Below are 19561 nucleotides of genomic sequence, written 5' to 3'. Positions count from 1 at the left end.
CAACTGTCAGCTAACCTAAACTATCTTGCTATCTTCACGCAACATTTTTTTACCCCAAAACTATCACCCTTTAAAAACATCACGTTTATTGTCATCACTGCTGGGGGACGAAGAGTAAACTGAATCAGGGGAGCCGTGCCGCGTCACGGCGTTACTTCATGATGCGACAACCTGGCGAAAACCGCAGAGATCGGGGTGAAACGATGAAGAAGGTATCAATAATCGGGCTGGGCTGGTTGGGGATGCCGCTGGCGCTGGCCTTGCTGGGGCGAGGGTATCAGGTCATGGGCAGCAAGACGACGGATGACGGCGTGGAAGCGGCGCGGCTATCGGGAGTGGAGTGCTATCGCTTGAGGTTGACGCCGGAGCCGGAGTGCGAACCGGAAGCGCTGGCGGCGCTGCTGCAAACGGAGGCGCTGATCGTTACCCTGCCGCCGGGGCGCACCGCCCGGGAAGGGGGCGGCTATCTGCAGGCGGTACAGCAACTGGTCAACAGCGCGCTGGCGTTTGGCGTGCCGCGCATCATCTACACCAGTTCGTCGGCGGTGTACGGCGCCACCCGTGGCAAACTGAAAGAAGACAGTCCGTTGCAGCCGGATACCGACAACGGCCGGGTGTTGGTGGCGTTAGAGCAGTGGCTGCATGCGCTGCCGCATACGCAAGTGGATATTTTGCGGCTGGCCGGGCTGGTGGGGGCGGACCGGCATCCCGGGCGCTTCCTGGCGGGGAGGCGTGACGTGCCTAACGGGTGTCACGGCGTGAATCTGGTGCATCAGGACGACGTGATCGCCGCGGTCGAGCTGCTGCTGCAACGCCCGCACGGCGGGCACCTGTATAATCTGTGCGCGCCGCTGCACCCGGCCCGCGACGTGTTTTATCCGGCGCAGGCGATACACATGGGGCTGACGCCGCCGCACTTTTTGCCGGGCGACCCGGCGCAAGACCGGCGGGTGGACGGGCAGCGAATCTGCCGTGAACTGGGATTTGAGTACCAGTATCCGGACCCGATGAGCATGGTGTTTTAAGCGCGGGGAAAAGATGAGCGGCCGCGGGCGTTGCTCGCAGCACGCCCGCGGCCGGCGGAGGGATTATTCGGCCTCTTTTTTACGGTACAGACGGCGCGGGTGCCCGATCTTGCCGTAGCGCATTTCAATTTCCAGAAAGTGGTTCTCCACCCCGAATTCCAGATAACGGCGCGCGGTGGTTTTACTCAGCCCGGTTTGCGTGACTACCTCATCGACGGAATACAGCGTGTCGGGCGCGTTGAGGAACATTTGACGCACCAGATTGAGGGTATTTTCCTCGATGCCTTTGCTGCCGGGCCCATTGGGGGCGGTTGATGCCTGTAGCTGATAAAGCACATCCACGTTTTGCTGGTCGACAACCTTGTAAGTATGTTGCGTTTTGACGAACTGGATAAAACGCTCCAGCGAGGAGCGCAGACGCGGATAGGCAACAGGTTTGATGATGTAATCGAACGCGCCGCAGCGGATCGCCTGTGCGCAGGTATTCATGTCGCTGGCGGCGGTGATGAAGATCACCGAACACTGGGTGCCTTTGAGTACATCGCTTTCGATCAGTGAAACGCCTTCGCCGTCCGGCAGGTAGTTATCCAGCAGGATCAGCCGTGGTTTGTGTTGCTGTATCAGCCGTCTGGCATCGTTCAGGGTTGAGGCGATGCCCACTACGCGCAGCGCGAAGTTCTTTTCGATGAACTCGGCATGGACGTTGGCCAGCTTTCTTTCATCTTCCACGATAAGCACGTCGAAATTATCAATGGATCGTTCAGTCGGCATGGTACTCGCAATCGGCATGGTACTCAGTTTTCCTGTTGTTGGCGGTTGTGGTTAAGCCCAATGTTCTTGGGAATAAAAAGAGAAAAAATTGTGCCGTATGGCTGGTTATCGGAGACTTCAATCACCCCTTGAGCCTGGCTGACGTAATTGGACACCAGATGCAGCCCCAAGCCGTGATCGCCTTCCCGCTTGCTGGTCACGCCCATCTCAAATACCCGATCGGTGATGGCGGGGTCAATGCCGGTGCCCTGATCGGCCACTTCAATGACCAATTCCTGCTCACCGTCGTGGATATAAACTTCGACAGGATAATGAGTCCGGGTGCTGGCGAGTGTGGCTTCCACCGCATTATCAATTAAATTGCCGATGATAGACATCAGTTCGGTTTCGCTCAGTGCGGCGGGAATGACCTTAAGCTGACAACGTGGATCGAAGCGCAGTTCGATACCTTTTTCCCGCGCGCTGGCGTATTTGCCGAGCAGCAGCCCGCATAGCGTCGGAGAGCAAAACCGGCTGGCGATAAAATCCAGCACCACTTGGGCGCCTTCTGACTGCGCTTCGATATAACTGATCGCTTCATCATAGCGCCGAAGGTGCAGCAGGCCAGCCAGGGTTGCGGTCCAGTTAAGCTGTTCATGCCGCAGGATGCGCAGGCTATTGGCGTAACGCTTCACCTGGCTGAGCTGCATCCCCAGCGTATGAATGTCGTTTTTATCGCGGAAGCTGATCACCCATCCTTGCAACTCGTCTTCCAGCATGATGCGTACCCGGCTGGCAATCACGGTGACATGGTTGAAGCGGCAAATTTCGTCGTGAGTGTCGGTGTTCAGGATATCGGGTTGGTTAAAGAACGCGGTGGGCGCGATGACATCGTCGATCGGTTTTCCCCGCAATTGCCAGGTTGGCGCGTCCAGCCCCAACAGTTCTTTGGCCGCCCGGTTGATCACCGCAATGCGCCGCTCTTTGTCGATGGCGATCACGCCTTCGTAGATCGATTCCAGCAGCGCTTTTTGTTGCCGCACCAGCAGGCGGATTTCCAACGGCTCCAGCCCGAACATCTGCTTTTTCAGATTGCGGGCGAACAGCCATGAAAAGAAAAACAGCGCCACCAGCATGATGCCGATGGCTAACCCGATTTGGGCAACTTTGCTGAAGGTGAGGTTATCGATACGTTTTTTCAGATAGCCGACGGAAACAATGCCGATCACCTCATCGCCATCCATAATCGGCGCTTTGCTGCGTAAGGAAATGCCAATCGCGCCGCGGCGCACCGTAATCGTGCTGTGGCCTGCCAACACGTCCTGATTGTCGCCGCCAATCATCTCGGTACCGAGCAGCGCCGGATCTTCAGAATGGTAAAGATGGGTGGCGTTGCGATCGCCGATGACGATAAAGCTGGCGTCGCTGCGTGCGCGGAGTTGATCGACCAGCGAGTCGATGGTGACGAGATCTCGTTGTTTCACCGCCGCAATCAGCGACGGAATAATGGCGATTTCCCGCGCCTGAATCTGGGCGCGACTGCCGAGGTCGGAATACATCTGCTGTTCGACGACATAATAATAATAGATGCTGGTGCCACCGAGCAGCAGCGAAAAAAAGATCATCAGATAGATAAATAACCTGAGATGAAAAGGGTATCTGACAGTCATAACGTGCGTATTCCGGAAGCATTCAGCAATCTGAGGTGGCTAATTTATCATGAACGGCGTAAAAAACAGGGAGCAAAAAATCGTATTGTGAGTTGTGCCGAGGATGTTGTGAAATTTGTATTTTTTATTCCGAGGTTTTAAATAAAAATTAAATTGAATTTCACTGCAATCGGACAATTATTTTACCTTTTTTCAACATGTGAATTTTTATTTCCAAACAAACCATTTTGACCATAAAATCCATAAAAACCACGAAAAAACTTCCTGTCTTGATGTATTTTAATTAATTGTTTTTAAATGAAAAAATAATTAAAACCATAAAAACCATAAGTGCCATTAAAACTCATTTTCTAATTTGAGGATTGTCACATAATAATTAGCATCCAACTTTTAAGATGCGCGGGAAAATAACAAGGGGAGAAGGTTATGAGTACCACAGATGATGCTTATATCGTTGTGAAAGATGAGGCCTCTGGGAAGGCTTCGTTAAAAGAGAAATGGTGGCATATTCTGGATAACTACAAAGTTGGCGTTATTCCAGTGCCGTTATTTTTGCTGGCCGGTTTGTTGATCGGTCTGGATTGTCTAGGCGGGAAATTGCCCAGCGATATCGTCGTGATGGTGGCGACGCTGGCGTTCTTTGGTTTTGCCTGCGGTGAATTCGGTAAGCGTCTGCCGCTCGTCGGCAAGATGGGGGCGGCGGCGATTTGCGCCACGTTCATTCCGTCCGCGCTGGTGTACTACGGCCTGCTGCCACAGGTGGTGGTTGAATCCACCACCAAGTTCTATAAATCCACCAACATTCTGTATCTGTACATCTGCTGCATCATCGTCGGCAGTATCATGAGCATGAACCGGCAGACGCTGATTCAGGGCTTTCTGCGGATCTTCTTCCCGATGCTGTGCGGTGAAGTGGTCGGCATGTTGGTCGGTATGGGCGTAGGTATTTCGCTGGGTATGGATCCGTTCCAGGTGTTCTTCTTCTTGGTGTTGCCGATCATGGCCGGTGGTGTGGGCGAAGGCGCCATCCCGTTGTCCATCGGTTACGCTGCATTGATGCATATGGATCAAGGTGTGGCACTGGGCCGTATCCTGCCGATCGTCATGCTGGGCAGTCTGACGGCTATCGTCATCGCCGGTTTGCTGAACCAGTTGGGTAAACGTTATCCGCACCTGACCGGTGAAGGTGAGCTGATGCCGAACAAAGCGAACGGCCAAGAGCAGGCTACCGGTTCTCTGACTAGCGCCATGAGCGGCAAGATGGACCCGGCTAACCTGGCCGCAGGCGCCCTGCTGGCCATCCTGCTGTACATGGTGGGTATGGTCGGTCAGAAAACCATTGGTTTGCCTGCGCCGGTCGGCATGCTGTTCGCAGCGGTTTTCGTCAAGCTGGTGCACGGCGCGTCTCCGCGACTGCTGGAAGGTTCTCAGGTGGTTTACAAATTCTTCCAGACATCCGTGACCTACCCGATTCTGTTTGCCGTCGGTGTGGCTATCACGCCGTGGCAGGAATTGGTGCACGCATTCACCATCACTAATCTGCTGGTTATCGTCACCACCGTGACCGCATTAGTCACCACCGGCTTCTTCGTCGGTAAGAAAATTGGCATGCACCCGATTGATGTCGCCATCATCTCCTGCTGCCAGAGCGGGCAGGGCGGTACCGGCGACGTGGCTATCCTCACCGCCGGAAACCGTATGGTGCTGATGCCGTTTGCTCAGATTGCTACCCGTATCGGTGGGGCAATCAACGTCTCTGTGGCCTTGCTGGTTCTTGGCAAGTTCCTGATGTGACGGCTGTGTTAACGCAATAAAACTGCACGAGCAACGCAGAGTTATTCAACTAGGTAAAGAATTATGAAACTTGCAAGCTACCGCCATAACGGCAAAAACAGCTACGGGATCTACACCCAGGCCGGTCTTATCGACCTGGGCAGCCGCCTCGGCGAACGTTACCCGGATCTCAAAGCGCTGCTGGCCGGCGAGGCCCTCAGCCTGGCGGAAGAATTTCAGCATCAGACCCCGGATATCGCGGTGGCGGATGTAACCTTCCTGCCGGTCATCGTGTCGCCGTCCAAAATCCTGTGCGTGGGCATGAACTACGCCGACAAACGCAAGGAGTTCGACGAGCAGAACCCGGCGCCGACGCTGTTTGTCCGTTTCGCCGATTCGCAGACCGGTCATAACACGCAAGTGCTCAAACCGCACTATTCCAGCGAGTTCGACTATGAAGGCGAACTGGCGGTGGTTATCGGCAAGGCCGGTCAGGGCATTCACCGCGACCACGCCCTGTCCCATGTCGCGGGTTACAGTTGCTACATGGACGGTTCGGCGCGCGACTGGCAGCACAGCTGGTTCACCGCCGGCAAAAACTGGCAGAAAACCGGCGCGTTCGGGCCGTACCTGACCACCCGCGACGAAATTCCGGATCCGCATCAGTTGGCCATCCGCACCTACCTCAACGGGCGTATGGTGCAGGACGACAACACCGCCAGCATGATCCACAAGGTGGCGGAGCTGATTGAGTACATCAGCACCTTCACCGCACTGAGCGCGGGCGATGTCATCATTACCGGGTCGCCGGGCGGCGTCGGCAAAAAACGCACGCCGCCGCTGTTTATGCACCCCGGTGATAGCATCGAAGTGGAAATCGAGAAAGTGGGGCATCTGCGCAACACTATCGGTGAAGCGCCGCAGCCGGCGAAAGCCGTACCGGCAACGCCGATCGCCGTCGGCCACTGACCGGGTCGGCCGTCGGGATACCGGCGGCCGTACCGAAAAGCGCAAGACCAGAAGCAGGAAAACCGTTATGTATGTCGATGAGAATGTTGAATTTTCCCTACTGAATAATCCGGGCGCCCATGCGGCGCGGGAAGAGGTAAGCGGGTTTCTGGCCCATTGCCATCTTGGTATGGATCGGGACATCGACATGTTCGTCGTCGGGCGGCATCAGGGGCGGCTGGTGGCTTGCGCCGGACTGTGCGGCAACACCATCAAGTGCGTCGCGGTCGACCCGGCTTACCGGGAACTGAATCTTGGCGTGCGGGTGGTGAGCGAAGTGGTGCAGTACGCGGCGGAACGCGGGCAATTCCACCTGTTCCTCTACACCCGGCCGGACAACATTGCGCTGTTCCGGGGCTGCGGGTTCTATCCGCTGGCTTGCTATGACCACCACGCCGTGTTGATGGAAAACACCCCCATCGGCATCCGGCAGTATTGTCAGTCGCTGGCGGCGCAAGTCATGCCGGGTGATAACATCGGCGCGATTGTGATGAACGCCAACCCGTTCACGCTGGGGCACCGTTATCTGGCCGAACAGGCGGCGGCGGCCTGCGACTGGCTGCACCTCTTTGTCGTGCGCGAAGACGTTTCGTTCTTTCCGTTCAGCGAACGGCTGGAGATGGTGCGTCAGGGCGTGGCGCATATTCCGAACCTGACGGTGCATGCCGGCTCGGAATACATGATTTCCAAAGCGACCTTCCCCGGCTACTTCCTGAAAGAAGAAAAACTGATCACCCAGGCCCATGCGGCGCTGGATCTGATTATTTTCCGCCAATATATCGCGCCGGCGCTGAACATCACACGGCGCTTTGTCGGCACCGAGCCGTTCTGCCCGGTGACGCATCGCTACAACCAGGACATGCACGACTGGCTGGAGCGCGCGGACAGGGTGGACGCACCGGCCTTGCAGGTTATTGAGATTGAACGCACGCGGGCGCAGGCCGGGCAGGCCATATCGGCCTCCGAAGTGCGCCGGCTGCTGAAGCTGCGCCAGTTCGACGCGATACGCGCGCTGGTGCCGGCGACGACTTTTGTGCATTTACAGCGTTATGGCGAATTGGCCTGCGCGTAACACATTCACTGTATCAGTCAGGAAAACACCATGAAAATCATCAAGGAGGCCCTCGCAGGCACCTTCGAATCCAGCGATCTGCTGGTGAAGGTGGCACCGGCGGCCGGCGAATTGACCGTTGTTATCAACAGCGAAGTCATCAAACAGTTTGGCGAACAGATTAAGCAGGTCGTCAACGAGACGCTGGCCGCGCTGGGCGTGACCGAGGGTACCGTCATTGTGGACGACAAGGGCGCGCTGGATTGTGTCATCCGCGCCCGGGTACAGAGCGCGGTACTGCGTGCTGCGGATACCGACGTTATCGAATGGGAGAAACTGTCATGAAAAAATTGCGCCGCAGCATGCTGTTTATGCCGGGGGCCAATGCCGCCATGCTGTCCAACGCCTTCATTTACAAGCCGGACTCCATCATGTTCGACTTGGAAGACGCGGTTTCCCTGCGTGAAAAAGATACCGCTCGCCTGCTGGTTTTCCATGCGTTGCAGCACCCGATGTACAAGGATATCGAGAAAGTGGTGCGCATCAACCAGCTCAGTACCCCGTTCGGTCTGAAAGACCTGGAAGCGGCGGTGCGCGGCGGGGTGGACGTGGTACGTCTGCCGAAGACCGACTCCACCGACGACGTGGATGAACTGGAACATCACCTGGTGCGTATTGAAAAAGCCTGTGGCCGGGAAGTGGGGTCCACCCGCATTATGGCGGCGATCGAATCCGCCGTGGGCGTCATCAACGCCGTGTCTATCGCCCGCTCGTCCGAGCGTATGATCGGCATCGCGCTGGCGGCGTTTGACTATGTGATGGATATGCAGACCGAGCGCGGCGACGGCACCGAGCTGTTCTATGCGCGGTGCGCCGTGCTGCATGCCGCCCGCGCCGCCGGGATCGACGCCTTCGACGTGGTGTATTCCAACGTCAACGATGAAGAAGGCTTCCTGAAGGAAGTCGATCTGATCCGCCGGCTGGGCTTTAACGGTAAATCGTTGATCAATCCGCGTCAGATTGAACTGCTGCACAACGCCTACGCGCCGACCCAGGATGAGGTGGACTATGCCCACCTGGTGATCCAGGCGGCAGAAGAGGGCGAGCGTGCTGGTCTGGGCGTGATCTCGCTCAACGGCAAGATGATTGACGGGCCGATTATCGACCATGCCCGCCGGGTGCTGGATCGCGCAAGCGCATCCGGTGTACGCAAGTAACGGACGGGACTGACAGGATTGGAATAATGAGCAACATGATTGAAGCACTGCAACAGCAGTTTCCGGAACAGCGCCACCTGCAACCGTTCGCCGGGGCCAACCAGGCCACGCCGTGGCTGAATGACATCGCCGCCAAGCACCAGCGTAAACTGTGTGCCGATCTGGAAGAGGCGATCCGCAAGAGCGGCCTGAAAGACGGCATGACTATCTCTTTCCACCATGCTTTCCGTGAAGGGGACAAGGTCATCAACCACGTGGTGGAGACGCTGGCCCGTCTGGGGTTCAAGGATTTGACGCTGGCCTCCAGTTCGCTGATGACCTGCAACGCGCCGCTGGTGGAACACATTCGCAATGGCGTGATCCGTCGCATCTACACGTCCGGCATGCGCGGCAAGCTGGCTGACGCCATCTCCCACGGGTTGATGAAAGAGCCGGTACATATTCATTCCCACGGCGGCCGGGTGCACCTGTTGCAGAGCGGCGAACTGAAGATTGACGTGGCGTTCCTCGGGGTGCCGAGCAGCGACGAATTCGGCAATGCTAACGGGACATCCGGCAAATCCCGCTGCGGCTCGCTGGGCTACGCGATGGTGGATGCGCACTACGCGAAAAAAGTCGTACTGTTGACGGAAAGCCTGGTGCCGTTCCCGAACATGCCGGCCAGCATCGTGCAGGATCAGGTCGATTTCGTGGTACCGGTGGACGAAGTGGGCGACCCGGCGAAAATCAGCGTCGGCGCCGCGCGCGTCACCAGCAACCCGCGTGAACTGCTGATTGCCCGCCGCGCCGCAGACGTGATTGAACACTCCGGCTATTTCAAAAACGGCTTCTCCATCCAGACCGGGTCCGGTGCGGCATCGACCGCCTGTACGCGCTTCCTGGAGGACCGCATGAAGCAGCAGGGCGTGGTGGCGAGTTTTGCGCTGGGCGGCATCACCGGCAGCATCGTCGACCTGCACGAAAAAGGGCTGATTGACACATTGCTGGATACGCAATGCTTTGACGCCAACGCGGCCGCCTCGCTGGCGACCAATCCGAAGCATGTGGAAATCTCCACCAACGTCTATGCCAACCCGAGCGCGAAAGCGGCCTGCTGTGACCAGTTGGATGTGGTGATCCTGAGTGCGCTGGAAATCGACACCGACTTTAACGTTAACGTTATCACCGGCTCCGACGGGGTGATGCGCGGCGCCTCCGGCGGCCACTGCGACGTGGCGACGGCCGCTAACCTGACCATCGTGGTGGCACCGCTGATCCGCAGCCGCATCCCGACGGTGGTTCGTCAGGTGACGACCTGTGTTACGCCGGGTAGCGCCATCGACGTTCTGGTGACGGATCACGGTATCGCGGTGAATCCGGCGCGTCCTGATGTGGCCGAGCGGTTGCAACAAGCCGGCCTGAGTGTGATGTCCGTCGAAGAGCTGTACCAGCGGGCAATTGCGCTGGTGGGCGAACCGAAAGCCATCGAGTTCCACGACCGTATCGTGGGCGTGATCCGCTACCGTGATGGCAGTGTGATCGACGTGGTGCGTCAGGTGAAAGACTGAGGCTGACATCATGAGCGACACGACCCTGACCGAGGCCCCCGTAGACAATACGGCGGGCATCAGCCTGGAAGCGCTGTTGGCGGCGAAGGAGCGCCGGGCGGTACGACAGCAAGCGCTGCTGACCCGTTACGGTATGACGCTGGTGTCATTGACGCTGGTGACGCCGGGCCCGGTGAAGGATTCGGCGCTGTATCGCCGTGGCATGCGGGCGGCAGTGGCGGCGTTCACGGCGCTGGTGATGGCCCGAGGCTGGACAGTGCGCGAACAGCAGCTGCACTGGCTGGCGACGGGCGCTGAAGGGTTCTGGGTCGTGGATAAGGATGCGCTGACAGTGAAGGCGGCGACGACGGCGTTGGAAGAACAACATCCGCTGGGGCGGGTGTGGGATTTCGACGTGTTCTGCCCGCGCGAAGGGAGTGTCAGCCGTGGAATGCTGGCCTACCCGAAGCGCACCTGTGTGCTGTGCGGCGAGCCGGCGCACGCTTGTGCGCGTTCACGTCGACACCCGCTGCCGGACGTGATCGCCCGCATCGAGGAGCTGCTGCATGGCAATGTCGACACCGAATAACGGGCCGTATGTTGGGGCAACCGCGTTAATCAATGCAACGTGTAGCGGGGTGGCTATTCACGACCGAGTCGTGGCAGCACTGCAGGTGGAAGTGAACCTGACGCCAAAGCCGGGGCTGGTGGATCGGGCGAACAGCGGTTCGCACCGGGACATGGATTTTTCGACGTTTGAAGCCAGTATTGCGGCGTTGACGCCGTGGTTCAGCCGCTTTACGGCGGCAGGGGCGGCGCACCATGCGCTGCCGCTGACACGATTACTGGCCGCGGTGCGACCGGTGGGGCTGGCGGCGGAGCAGGCGATGCTGGCGGCAACGGGCGGGGTGAATACCCACAAGGGCGGGATCTTTGCCTTCGGTCTGGTATGCAGTGTCGCAGGCTGGCTTAGCGCGCGGGGCGAACGGCTGACTCAGCAGGCGTTGTGCGCCGGCGCGGCAGCCATGACCGCCGATTTGGTGGCGCGAGAACTGGCGACGTCACGGGGGACGGCGGCGACGGCCGGAGAACGTTTGTTCCGACGTCATGGCTTGACCGGGGCGCGAGGCGAGGCGGCGAGCGGGTTTGCGACGGTGCGGGAGCACGCGCTGCCGGCATACCGGGCGGCGTTATGTCGCGGCGAGGCGGAAGAGGCGGCGCTGTGGCAGGCGCTGGTAGTGCTGATGGCGCATAACCCGGATACCAACGTGGTTTCACGCGGTGGAATGGCGGGGTTGCGCTTCGTGCAAGGCTATGCGCGGCAACTCCTGGCGCAGGGTGTGAACCGTGCCGGTCTGGACGCGATGGATCGGGCGTTGATTGCCCGCAATTTGAGCCCAGGCGGCAGCGCCGACCTGTTGGCGATGACCTGGCTGTTGGCGCACTATCCTGCGCATTGACCAGATGCCCGATGGCGCAACAGATTATGCTGTCCGGCGTAGAGAAGCTCGTCTATTATTCACACTAAGGGGTTATCCTCTTGGTGCCTATCCCAGTAGATCAAGGTTACTTATCGTTTGATTCCCGGTGTTGGCGCGTGCCGCGTGAACCGGGAATTTTCTCTATTCATGGGTCAGGCCCGGGCCGATTCTTCATAATCCGTATGCTCGGGTTAGGAGGGAGGGCATGGATGCGAGAAGGAGAGGGTTCATGACCTCCTTGATTTCAGACTGTTCAGACGGGCGTGAACGTCTGAGCAACCCTGTGTTGCGTATCGCCATCGATAGCCCTTACCACGAGAGGGTCTGTTCGCCGGAGAGACTCCGATCCTTGCGCGGGGCTCCGCGATCTGCCGACCGTCGTTCGGTGCTGGTGCGCAATTGGACAACCGGGCGCTGCCGGCCTAAAGTTGCGGCTGTCGGTGCCGATACCCAGCCATAAATCTGCGCCCCGACGGGATGGGGCGCTGTATCGGCATTCAACTTACGGTGGGGATGGATGTAGTGGATGAAAATCTGAAAGAGCAATTTGCCAGAAGGAATAAAATGGCAATATGCGGAGCGCTGCGAGAGCTGGCAAAACAAGGGATCGCAGTGGGAGTACGGCATGCGCGTGGACAGTTCATCAGTAAAATATTAGACGTAGAGCCTGATGAAGATATGTTCCTGTTCGATCTTGGTGGTCTGGAGTCTGAAAACAGCCGCGCTATTTTCGCGGGTGATTTGGAGTTTGTGGCGGAGCCCGCCGGCGCCAAGGTTGAGTTCCGTACCGCCATCCTAAAAACCGTTAATTATGAAGGGTTGCCGGCATTTTGTGCTGCGCTTCCAGACGTGCTCTATTACATCCAGCGTCGCAATTATTTCCGCATCAATTCTCCTGCCTGGCCGCCCATGATTTGTCGCGGCAGTCTGCCGGATCACTCAACGTTTGAATTTAGCCTGAAGGATTTGTCGCTGGGCGGTGTCTGCCTGCATACCGAGCGTCAGAATATTGATGAGTTTCTCAAACCGGGCGATACGCTGAAAAACGTGGAACTGGATCTGGCCAGTTACGGGCAATTCTGGATAGACATGATATTTGTGAATCATGCCGTGACCAAAGTAGTGGACAGCAAGGGCGAGGTGAAACAGATCCAACGTCTGAGCTTTCGTTTTCCGGAGTTGAATGCCACGCAGGAGCGTGACCTGCAACAGGTGATCACCGGGCTGGAACTGGAACAGAACGAACGCCGCAAACGCCTGCGCGATGGCTGATTAAGGGTTGTCTCCAGCAAGCTGCTGGGGCACAATACGCGCCCTGTAAATAACCGACGCTGTGATACCGCGTCGGTTATTTTTTTGTTTTATGGCATGAACATGAAAAAGAGGCCGGGGCATGCTCCGGACGGATATCCATAAGATACGCACGCGATTAAGGCGGCAAGAGGAAAGAGAAAAATGGGGAAATCTGTTGTATTGAGTCCGGTCCCCGCCGGTTTGCGCTGCGCTGGCAGCAATCAGGGCGCTGTTCTGGCGATGAAGGCATCGGCCGGCGCGCCCGCGCATCCCTGTTGTGGCGGTAATTATCGTCCGTTTTTCAGCCTGGCCGGGCAGCGGTGTTTCGTACCCGGTCGTGATGTTTCCTTCATGATGTTAAGTGCGGCTGCCACCGCTGTCGCTGGAGGCGCGCACGATGTCGCATGAATCTGCCACCGTCGCCCATCGTACGCAATTGCGTAAAACCCTGACGTTATGGCCGGTGGTCATGATGGGGTTGGCCTATCTGCAACCGATGACCATTTTCGATACTTTCGGCATTGTCTCCGGCCTGACCGATGGCCATGTCGCCACCGCGTATGCGTTCGCCCTGATCGGGATCCTGTTTACCGCGCTGAGCTACGGCAAGCTGGTGCGCCGCTTCCCGTCGGCCGGTTCCGCCTATACCTACGCCCAGAAAGCCATCAACCCGGCGATCGGCTTTATGGTGGGCTGGTCATCACTGCTCGATTATCTGTTTATGCCGATGATCAACATCCTATTGGCGAAAATCTATTTTGAAGCGCTGGTGCCGGATGTTCCTTCATGGATCTTCGTCGTGATGCTGGTGGCGTTCATGACGCTTTCCAATCTGCGCGGCATCAAAACCGTGGCCAACTTCAACAGCCTGATAGTGGTGTTGCAGGTGGCGGTGATGATCGCTATTACCGGTATGGTGGTCTACGGCGTTTCCCACGGCGAAGGCGCCGGGACGCTGGCCAGCAGCCGTCCGTTTTGGTCTGAGAACGCGCATGTTGTGCCGATGATCACCGGTGCGACCATCCTGTGTTTCTCCTTCCTCGGCTTTGACGGCATCAGTTCGTTGTCCGAGGAAACCAAGGACGCCGGGCGGGTGATCCCGAAAGCGATTTTTCTGACGGCGCTGATTGGCGGCCTGATCTTTATCGCGGTCTCCTATTTCCTACAGCTTTACTTTCCGGATATTTCCCGCTTCCAAAACCCGGATGCATCGCAGCCGGAGATCATGCTGTATGTCGCGGGCAAAACCTTCCAGTTCGGCATCCTGATTTTCTCCTGTGTGACGGTGCTGGCTTCCGGCATGGCGGCGCATGCGGGTGTTTCGCGGTTAATGTACGTGATGGGCCGCGACGGCGTGTTCCCTGAGCGCTTCTTCGGTTACATCCATGAGAAATGGCGGACGCCGGCGTTGAACGTGCTGCTGGTGGGCGTGATTGCTTTGTCGGCGATATCGTTTGAGCTGGTAACGGCGACAGCGCTGATCAACTTTGGCGCGCTGGTCGCTTTCACCTTCGTCAATTTGTCGGTGATTTCCCAGTTCTACATTCGCGAGAAACGCAATAAAACGTTGCGGGACATCGTCAATTACCTGGTGTTGCCGGTGATGGGGGCATTGAGTGTCGGCGCGTTGTGGCTCAATCTGGAGAAGACCTCCATGACACTGGGGTTGACTTGGGGCGCAGCCGGCCTGCTGTACCTGATGCTGGTGACTCGCGTGTTCCGCCAGCCAGTCCCTCAGTACAACGAAGACCCGGTTTAATCCATCCTCTGATCTGACAGGCTCCTGCACGGAGCCTGCGATGGTCAAATCCCTGTTTGCGGCGAGGCCGTATTTCCTGAGAACTGCGCTATGACCCACATCTTCGGTGGGGCAAGACGACGGTGGCCGATGTCAGGCCACCAGTTGTTGGGCGTAAGTGAACAGCGCCTTAAGCAATGCAATTTTTTTCTCGTCATCGGCATGGATCTGATACAGGCTTTCCAGCGTATCCGAATAGGATTGCAGCCGTTCCGGCGTAAAGATCTCGCGACGATGCCGCAGCCAGCGCTGTTGTTCCTGATCGTCCAGCGTGCCGGGGAAATTGCGCGCCCGATAGCGAAACAGCAGCTCTTCCATCCGGCGATCGGCGAATTGCAGCTTCAGCGCGGGCAGGTGCTGGGGCGCCGTTTCGCGAATGATGGTCATCGCCGCCCGATCGGCATCGCCGAAGAACCCATCGTATAACTGCAAGTCCACATCGGCGGCGGGCTCGAACGCGGGGGCGTCGGCAAACAACGCCACCACTTTTTCTCTGACCAGCGGGTGTTGACGCAGCAATTTCAGGTTATCAAGGCAGCGCTGACGATCGACGCCCAGCCGTTCCGCATCTTCAGGTCGTAGCGTGGCGGCGGGGGCCAGCACCGGGCATTTGTTGATATGCACCAGTTTGATCGGCACCGGCGATTCGTTTTCGCCCAGCAGATCGCGGCGAGTATACAAGCGGGTTCTCAGCGCATCGGCGCTCAGGCTCAGCAACGGGTCGATATCGCCCGCCAGATCACAGACGATGACGGCATTACGGTTTTCTGGATGCCAAGCCAACGGCACAATCCAACTGGTATTGCCGCGCGCGGCGCCGAACATACCGGATACGTGCACCAGTGGTTTCATTTCCGCGATGTCGATCAGCGCGCTGACCTTGTTCTTGTTGCGTAGCTGGTACAGATAATCAAACAGCCGGGGTTGCACCTGTTTGAACAGGCGCGCCATAGCGATGGTGGCATAAACGTCCGACATGGCGTCGTGGGCGTGTTCGTGTTCGATGTCGTTGGCGCGCGTCAGGTGCTCCAGCCGGAAGCTGGGGAACCCTTCCTCATTTTCCGGCCACACGATGCCTTCCGGCCGCAGCGCGTAGCAAGCGCGCAGCGCATCCAGCAAATCCCAGCGTGAATTACCGCTTTGCCAGCTGTAGGCGTAAGGGTCGATGAAATTGCGATAAAACAGATTGCGGCTGACTTCGTCGTCGAAGCGAATATTGTTGTAACCCATGATGCAGGTGCCGGGCGTGCTGAATGCGTCATGAATTTGACGGGCGAAGTCGACCTCGCCGATCCCTTTGCTGCTCGCCAGTTGCGGTGTAATGCCGGTAATCATCACGGCTTCGGGGTCTGGCAGATAATCGTCGGTGGGCTGACAGTAGATCACCACCGGTTCGCCGATGACGTTGAAATCCTGGTCGGTGCGAATACCGGCAAACTGAGCGGGCCGATCTTTGGCCGGGTGCTTGCCGAACGTCTCGTAATCGTGAATGAAAAAGGTGGATTCGGTTTGTGAATTGCGCACGTTGTCTCTCTGTGTTGCAAGCCGGGTGGCGCTCCCACCGGGCTTGTTCGGTCGAGGCCGCTCACCTGACGCCGTCCGTTAATCGCGAGCCGGGTGATGCATGGCATAAACATAAAAACTGCGGGGATCATACCATTCCGGGGTGTAACCCGTCGCTGTAGATCGCGCCGTCGGCGATACGGAGCGTGATTCGGCGGGCGCAAAAAAACTGAATTGTTTCAGCTCGTGGAGACATAAACGAAAAAACAGAATAAATTTAATATAAAACAATGCAATATATTGATTTATCATTCAGTCACTACCTATCAAAACCAGAAAATCGCCCTTGTCGTCGATAGCGGCTAACCTGTATGGTTAGGGTCAGGGCCATCATGAATTTTTATCGTTAAGTAAGGGTAGCGAAATGGATAAGGGTAACAACAAACCATGCTTCCAGGATGTGCTGGAATTCGTGCGTATGTTTCGTCGCAAAAACAAGCTGCAGCGTGAGATTGTCGATAACGAGAAGAAGATTCGCGACAACCAAAAGCGTGTGCTGCTGCTGGATAACCTGAGCGAGTACATCAAGCCGGGCATGTCCATTGATGATATCCAGAGCATTATCGCCAACATGCGCAGCGACTATGAGGATCGCGTCGATGAGTACATCATCAAAAACGCCGATCTCTCAAAAGAGCGCCGCGAGTTGTCGCGTAAACTCAAGGAAATGGGTGAGATCAAACCGCCGGTGGATGCACAGTAATACCGGCCGGTGCAATGAAGCGCCATCAGTAAAAAACCTACCGACAGGGCCCACTCGCGGCCCTGTTTCATTGTCGGCATACCCCCCGGTTTTCCGATCGTCCAGATTAGGGCGGCCCGGTGTTTCAGCGCGATAAAACAGTGTCTCATCCGGTTGTTACTCCCTGATAGATCAATGGTGTCGGTCTCCAATCTAATGATGTTGGCCCTATGACTCCAGCGGCAAAAGTGAATGACGGAAGCGCTCGCGCAACGTCAATGTATATCCGTGCAACGGCGAAAATTGCCTGCGATACCCTTTCCAAAACACAGCGCGGCGGCTATCGCTCGGTAGCCTGGGCTGTCACACTTCGCGGTGTGATACGGGGCCGCCAGACGGTGGATAGGATAAATTGCACCGGCATATCGGTGCGGCAGGACAGGAGCTGATCATTCGGATTTCATTGAATATGGCCGCCATCAGCCTGACGCTCGGGATCCTGCCGCTGCTGGTACTGCCCGCGCTGCCCGCCAAGAGTCTGTTGCTGGTGATGGGCATTTTTGCGTGCTACGGCGTGCGTACCCGGTGTTATGGGGTAGCTCTGGCGGTTTTCGGGTTTGTCTGGGGGTGTAGCAATGCGTCGCTCATACTGGCGCAGACCGAGCGATTTACCCGCGGCATCGTCAGCGCCGAAGTGGGGATCAGTAGCGAGCGTTTTGCCGAATCCGATGCACGGCAATTGCTGGCGCGGTTGTGGATGATTGACGGTAAGCCGGTGTTTCCCCCGTTGTATGCCCGACTGGAAGCATCACCCGCACTGGCGTCCTGGTGTGGTGGGCAGCGTTGGCGGATGCGGTTGCAGTTACGTCCGGTACATAGCCGTCTCAATGAAGGCGGGTTTGATCGGCAACGCTGGGCAGTATCGCGGCTGCAACCGCTGACCGGGCGTATTCTCGCCGCAGAGGCGGTGGACTCGGCGTGCGGTTGGCGCCAGCAGTGGGTGCGTCGCATGGAACAGCAAACGGCTTCGCTGCCGTGGCGCGCCATTCTGATCGCACTGGCGATGGGCGATATGGCGTCAGTCGATGATGCAACGCGAGAACTGTTACAGAAAACCGGCACATTGCATCTGATGGCGATATCCGGGCTGCATATCGCGCTGGCGGCAATGCTCGGCTGGGGCGCGATCCGGGGGTTGCAACTGGTGTTGCCTTTGTCGTGGGTGGATGGGCGGTTGCCGATGTGCTGTGGTGTGCTGGTGGCCTGGGCGTATGTCTGGCTGGCGGGCGGCAATCCTCCCGCCATCAGAGCCGCGCTGGCGTTATCGGTATGGGCGGTTGTGCGCCTGCGTGGGATCTCGGTATCGGCCTGGCAAGTATGGCTATGGTGTATCGGACTGATCATGCTGGCGGAACCCTTGAGTGTGCTATCGGACAGCTTCTGGTTATCGGCGCTGGCCGTCGCTGCGCTGATTTTCTGGTACCAATGGGCGCCGTTGTCGGCAGGGCGCTGGCGCGGTGTGTATGGTTGGTGGGTACGGGCATTGCACTTGCAGATAGGTATCACATTGCTGCTGGTGCCGTTGCAGGTGCTGTTGTTCCAGGGCATAAGCCTTTCATCGCTGCCCGCCAACCTTTGGGCGGTACCCTTGGTGTCGCTCATCACCACGCCGCTGGTGCTGGTGACGCTGCTGTTGATGGTCTTTTCTCCGCTGGCGCATGCGCTCTGGTGGTTGGCGGATCGTTCGCTGGCGCTGGTATTTGCGTTATTGCAGGTGCTGCCGGACGGGTGGCTGTCTGCGCCGGCATCTCTGTTGCCATTCAGTGCGCTCGGTTGGCTGGCGGTGATCAGTTGGCGGCTGGGCTGGTGGCGCAGCCAGACGGCGGGGTTACTGGCATTGGTGCTGTGGCTGGCGTTCAGGCCTCGAACGCCTTCACCCCAGTGGCGTGTGGATATGCTGGATGTGGGGCATGGTCTGGCGGTTGTGATCGAACGCCAGGGCAATGCGGTGCTGTATGACACCGGTGCGCGTTGGGAGGGCGGAGACAGTATGACGCGGGATATTTTGCCCTATCTGCGTTGGCGCGGATTACGGCTGGAACAGACGATCATCAGCCATAATCATCAGGATCACAGCGGCGGGTTGCCTGTACTGCGCAGACAGTTTCCCTTGCTGCCGGTGTATGGCCCGCAGGCATCTGCCGATTATCGCCCCTGCGTCCAGGGCGCATCGTGGCACTGGCAGGGGCTGCGGTTTGAGGTGTTATGGCCGGTGGCGGTCGCCGTGGAGGCGGGCAATCACGATTCGTGCGTGATCCGAGTGACGGATGGGCGTTTCAGCCTGTTGCTGACGGGCGACCTGGAACGGGAGGACGAGGTGGCGTTGCTGAAAACCCAGCGGCTGAAACTGGCGTCGGACGTCATTCAAGTGCCGCATCACGGCAGTTCGACATCGTCGTCGGCGCCGTTTCTGCGGGCGGTGGGGGCGACGGCAGCCCTTTCATCCAATGCCCGCTATAACCCGTGGCGTTTACCGTCCTCGCCGGTTGTCCGGCGTTACCGGGAACAGGGTATCCGCTGGTACGACACTGCCGGCAGTGGGCAGGTGAGTGTGCGTTTTTTCAGCGATGGCATACAAATATTGCGTTACAGGGGGGAAATCGCTCCTCGCTGGTATCATCGGTGGTTTGGCGCACAACCGGATAATGAGTAATATAGGCGGCT

General features: G+C 57.8%; 17 protein-coding genes. 14 read left to right on the top strand and 3 right to left on the bottom strand.

Going from position 1 to position 19561, the window contains the following annotated elements; all coding sequences use genetic code 11:
* The first annotated feature begins 203 nt into the window (after positions 1 to 203).
* Positions 204 to 1025: an SDR family oxidoreductase gene (locus HEP82_RS03280; protein WP_192456768.1), complete on the top strand. Its 822-nt coding sequence runs from the start codon at positions 204 to 206 to the stop codon at positions 1023 to 1025.
* A 63-nt stretch (positions 1026 to 1088) separates the two neighbouring features.
* On the opposite strand, the gene HEP82_RS03275 is transcribed toward HEP82_RS03280, so the two are convergent.
* Positions 1089 to 1814: a response regulator gene (locus HEP82_RS03275; protein ID WP_192456767.1), complete on the bottom strand. Its 726-nt coding sequence runs from the start codon at positions 1812 to 1814 to the stop codon at positions 1089 to 1091.
* A gap of 5 nt (positions 1815 to 1819) precedes the next feature.
* A complete protein-coding gene (locus HEP82_RS03270) occupies positions 1820 to 3445 on the bottom strand; it encodes an ATP-binding protein (protein ID WP_192456766.1) in 1626 nt (541 codons plus the stop codon).
* A gap of 426 nt (positions 3446 to 3871) precedes the next feature.
* On the opposite strand from HEP82_RS03270, the gene HEP82_RS03265 reads away from it, so the two are divergent.
* The 11 genes from HEP82_RS03265 to HEP82_RS03215 all read left to right on the top strand — a co-directional run bounded on the left by HEP82_RS03265 (position 3872) and on the right by HEP82_RS03215 (position 14553).
* Entirely contained in the window at positions 3872 to 5239 is a 1368-nt protein-coding gene (locus HEP82_RS03265; protein WP_192456765.1) for a 2-hydroxycarboxylate transporter family protein, read from the top strand.
* Positions 5240 to 5302: 63 nt separating this feature from the next.
* On the top strand, positions 5303 to 6187 hold the full coding sequence (locus tag HEP82_RS03260) for a fumarylacetoacetate hydrolase family protein (RefSeq protein WP_192456764.1): 885 nt from the start codon (positions 5303 to 5305) through the stop codon (positions 6185 to 6187).
* Between the two features lie 67 nt (positions 6188 to 6254).
* Positions 6255 to 7298: a [citrate (pro-3S)-lyase] ligase gene (gene citC / locus HEP82_RS03255; protein ID WP_192456763.1), complete on the top strand. Its 1044-nt coding sequence runs from the start codon at positions 6255 to 6257 to the stop codon at positions 7296 to 7298.
* A gap of 30 nt (positions 7299 to 7328) precedes the next feature.
* Positions 7329 to 7622 carry a citrate lyase acyl carrier protein gene (gene citD / locus HEP82_RS03250; protein ID WP_192456762.1) on the top strand — a complete coding sequence of 98 codons (294 nt, stop codon included), beginning with the start codon at positions 7329 to 7331 and terminating at the stop codon, positions 7620 to 7622.
* Positions 7619 to 8494: a citrate (pro-3S)-lyase subunit beta gene (gene citE, locus HEP82_RS03245; protein WP_192456761.1), complete on the top strand. Its 876-nt coding sequence runs from the start codon at positions 7619 to 7621 to the stop codon at positions 8492 to 8494. Before citD ends, citE begins: the two co-directional genes overlap by 4 nt.
* 26 nt (positions 8495 to 8520) lie before the next feature.
* Positions 8521 to 10041, top strand: a complete 1521-nt coding sequence (citF, locus tag HEP82_RS03240) for a citrate lyase subunit alpha (RefSeq protein WP_192456760.1) — start codon at positions 8521 to 8523, stop codon at positions 10039 to 10041.
* Positions 10042 to 10051: 10 nt separating this feature from the next.
* Positions 10052 to 10609: a citrate lyase holo-[acyl-carrier protein] synthase gene (gene citX / locus HEP82_RS03235; protein ID WP_192456759.1), complete on the top strand. Its 558-nt coding sequence runs from the start codon at positions 10052 to 10054 to the stop codon at positions 10607 to 10609.
* Positions 10593 to 11480: a triphosphoribosyl-dephospho-CoA synthase CitG gene (citG, locus tag HEP82_RS03230; RefSeq protein WP_407938272.1), complete on the top strand. Its 888-nt coding sequence runs from the start codon at positions 10593 to 10595 to the stop codon at positions 11478 to 11480. The genes citX and citG overlap by 17 nt, the downstream gene beginning before the upstream one ends.
* Before the next feature lie 534 nt (positions 11481 to 12014).
* Entirely contained in the window at positions 12015 to 12773 is a 759-nt protein-coding gene (locus tag HEP82_RS03225) for a flagellar brake protein (protein ID WP_192456757.1), read from the top strand.
* 183 nt (positions 12774 to 12956) lie between these two features.
* A complete protein-coding gene (locus tag HEP82_RS03220; RefSeq protein ID WP_192456756.1) occupies positions 12957 to 13202 on the top strand; it encodes a hypothetical protein in 246 nt (81 codons plus the stop codon).
* Positions 13192 to 14553 carry an APC family permease gene (locus tag HEP82_RS03215; protein ID WP_192456755.1) on the top strand — a complete coding sequence of 454 codons (1362 nt, stop codon included), beginning with the start codon at positions 13192 to 13194 and terminating at the stop codon, positions 14551 to 14553. Before HEP82_RS03220 ends, HEP82_RS03215 begins: the two co-directional genes overlap by 11 nt.
* 132 nt (positions 14554 to 14685) lie before the next feature.
* Here the strand turns inward: HEP82_RS03215 and sbcB are convergent, their stop codons facing one another.
* On the bottom strand, positions 14686 to 16116 hold the full coding sequence (gene sbcB, locus HEP82_RS03210) for an exodeoxyribonuclease I (RefSeq protein WP_192456754.1): 1431 nt from the start codon (positions 16114 to 16116) through the stop codon (positions 14686 to 14688).
* 403 nt (positions 16117 to 16519) lie between these two features.
* Between sbcB and tmaR the strand changes: the two genes are divergently transcribed.
* Both tmaR and HEP82_RS03200 read left to right on the top strand, forming a co-directional pair.
* Complete coding sequence (gene tmaR / locus HEP82_RS03205; RefSeq protein WP_015853906.1) at positions 16520 to 16858, top strand: PTS system regulator TmaR; 339 nt, start codon at positions 16520 to 16522, stop codon at positions 16856 to 16858.
* 391 nt (positions 16859 to 17249) lie between these two features.
* A complete protein-coding gene (locus HEP82_RS03200; RefSeq protein WP_269150407.1) occupies positions 17250 to 19550 on the top strand; it encodes a ComEC family protein in 2301 nt (766 codons plus the stop codon).
* The last annotated feature ends 11 nt before the right edge of the window (positions 19551 to 19561 follow it).

The organism is Musicola keenii (genome assembly GCF_014855505.1).
GTDB classification, from domain to species: Bacteria; Pseudomonadota; Gammaproteobacteria; order Enterobacterales; family Enterobacteriaceae; genus Musicola; species Musicola paradisiaca.
The sequence above is the reverse complement of the archived record's forward strand: the minus strand, read 5'-3'. Positions and strand labels throughout refer to the sequence as shown.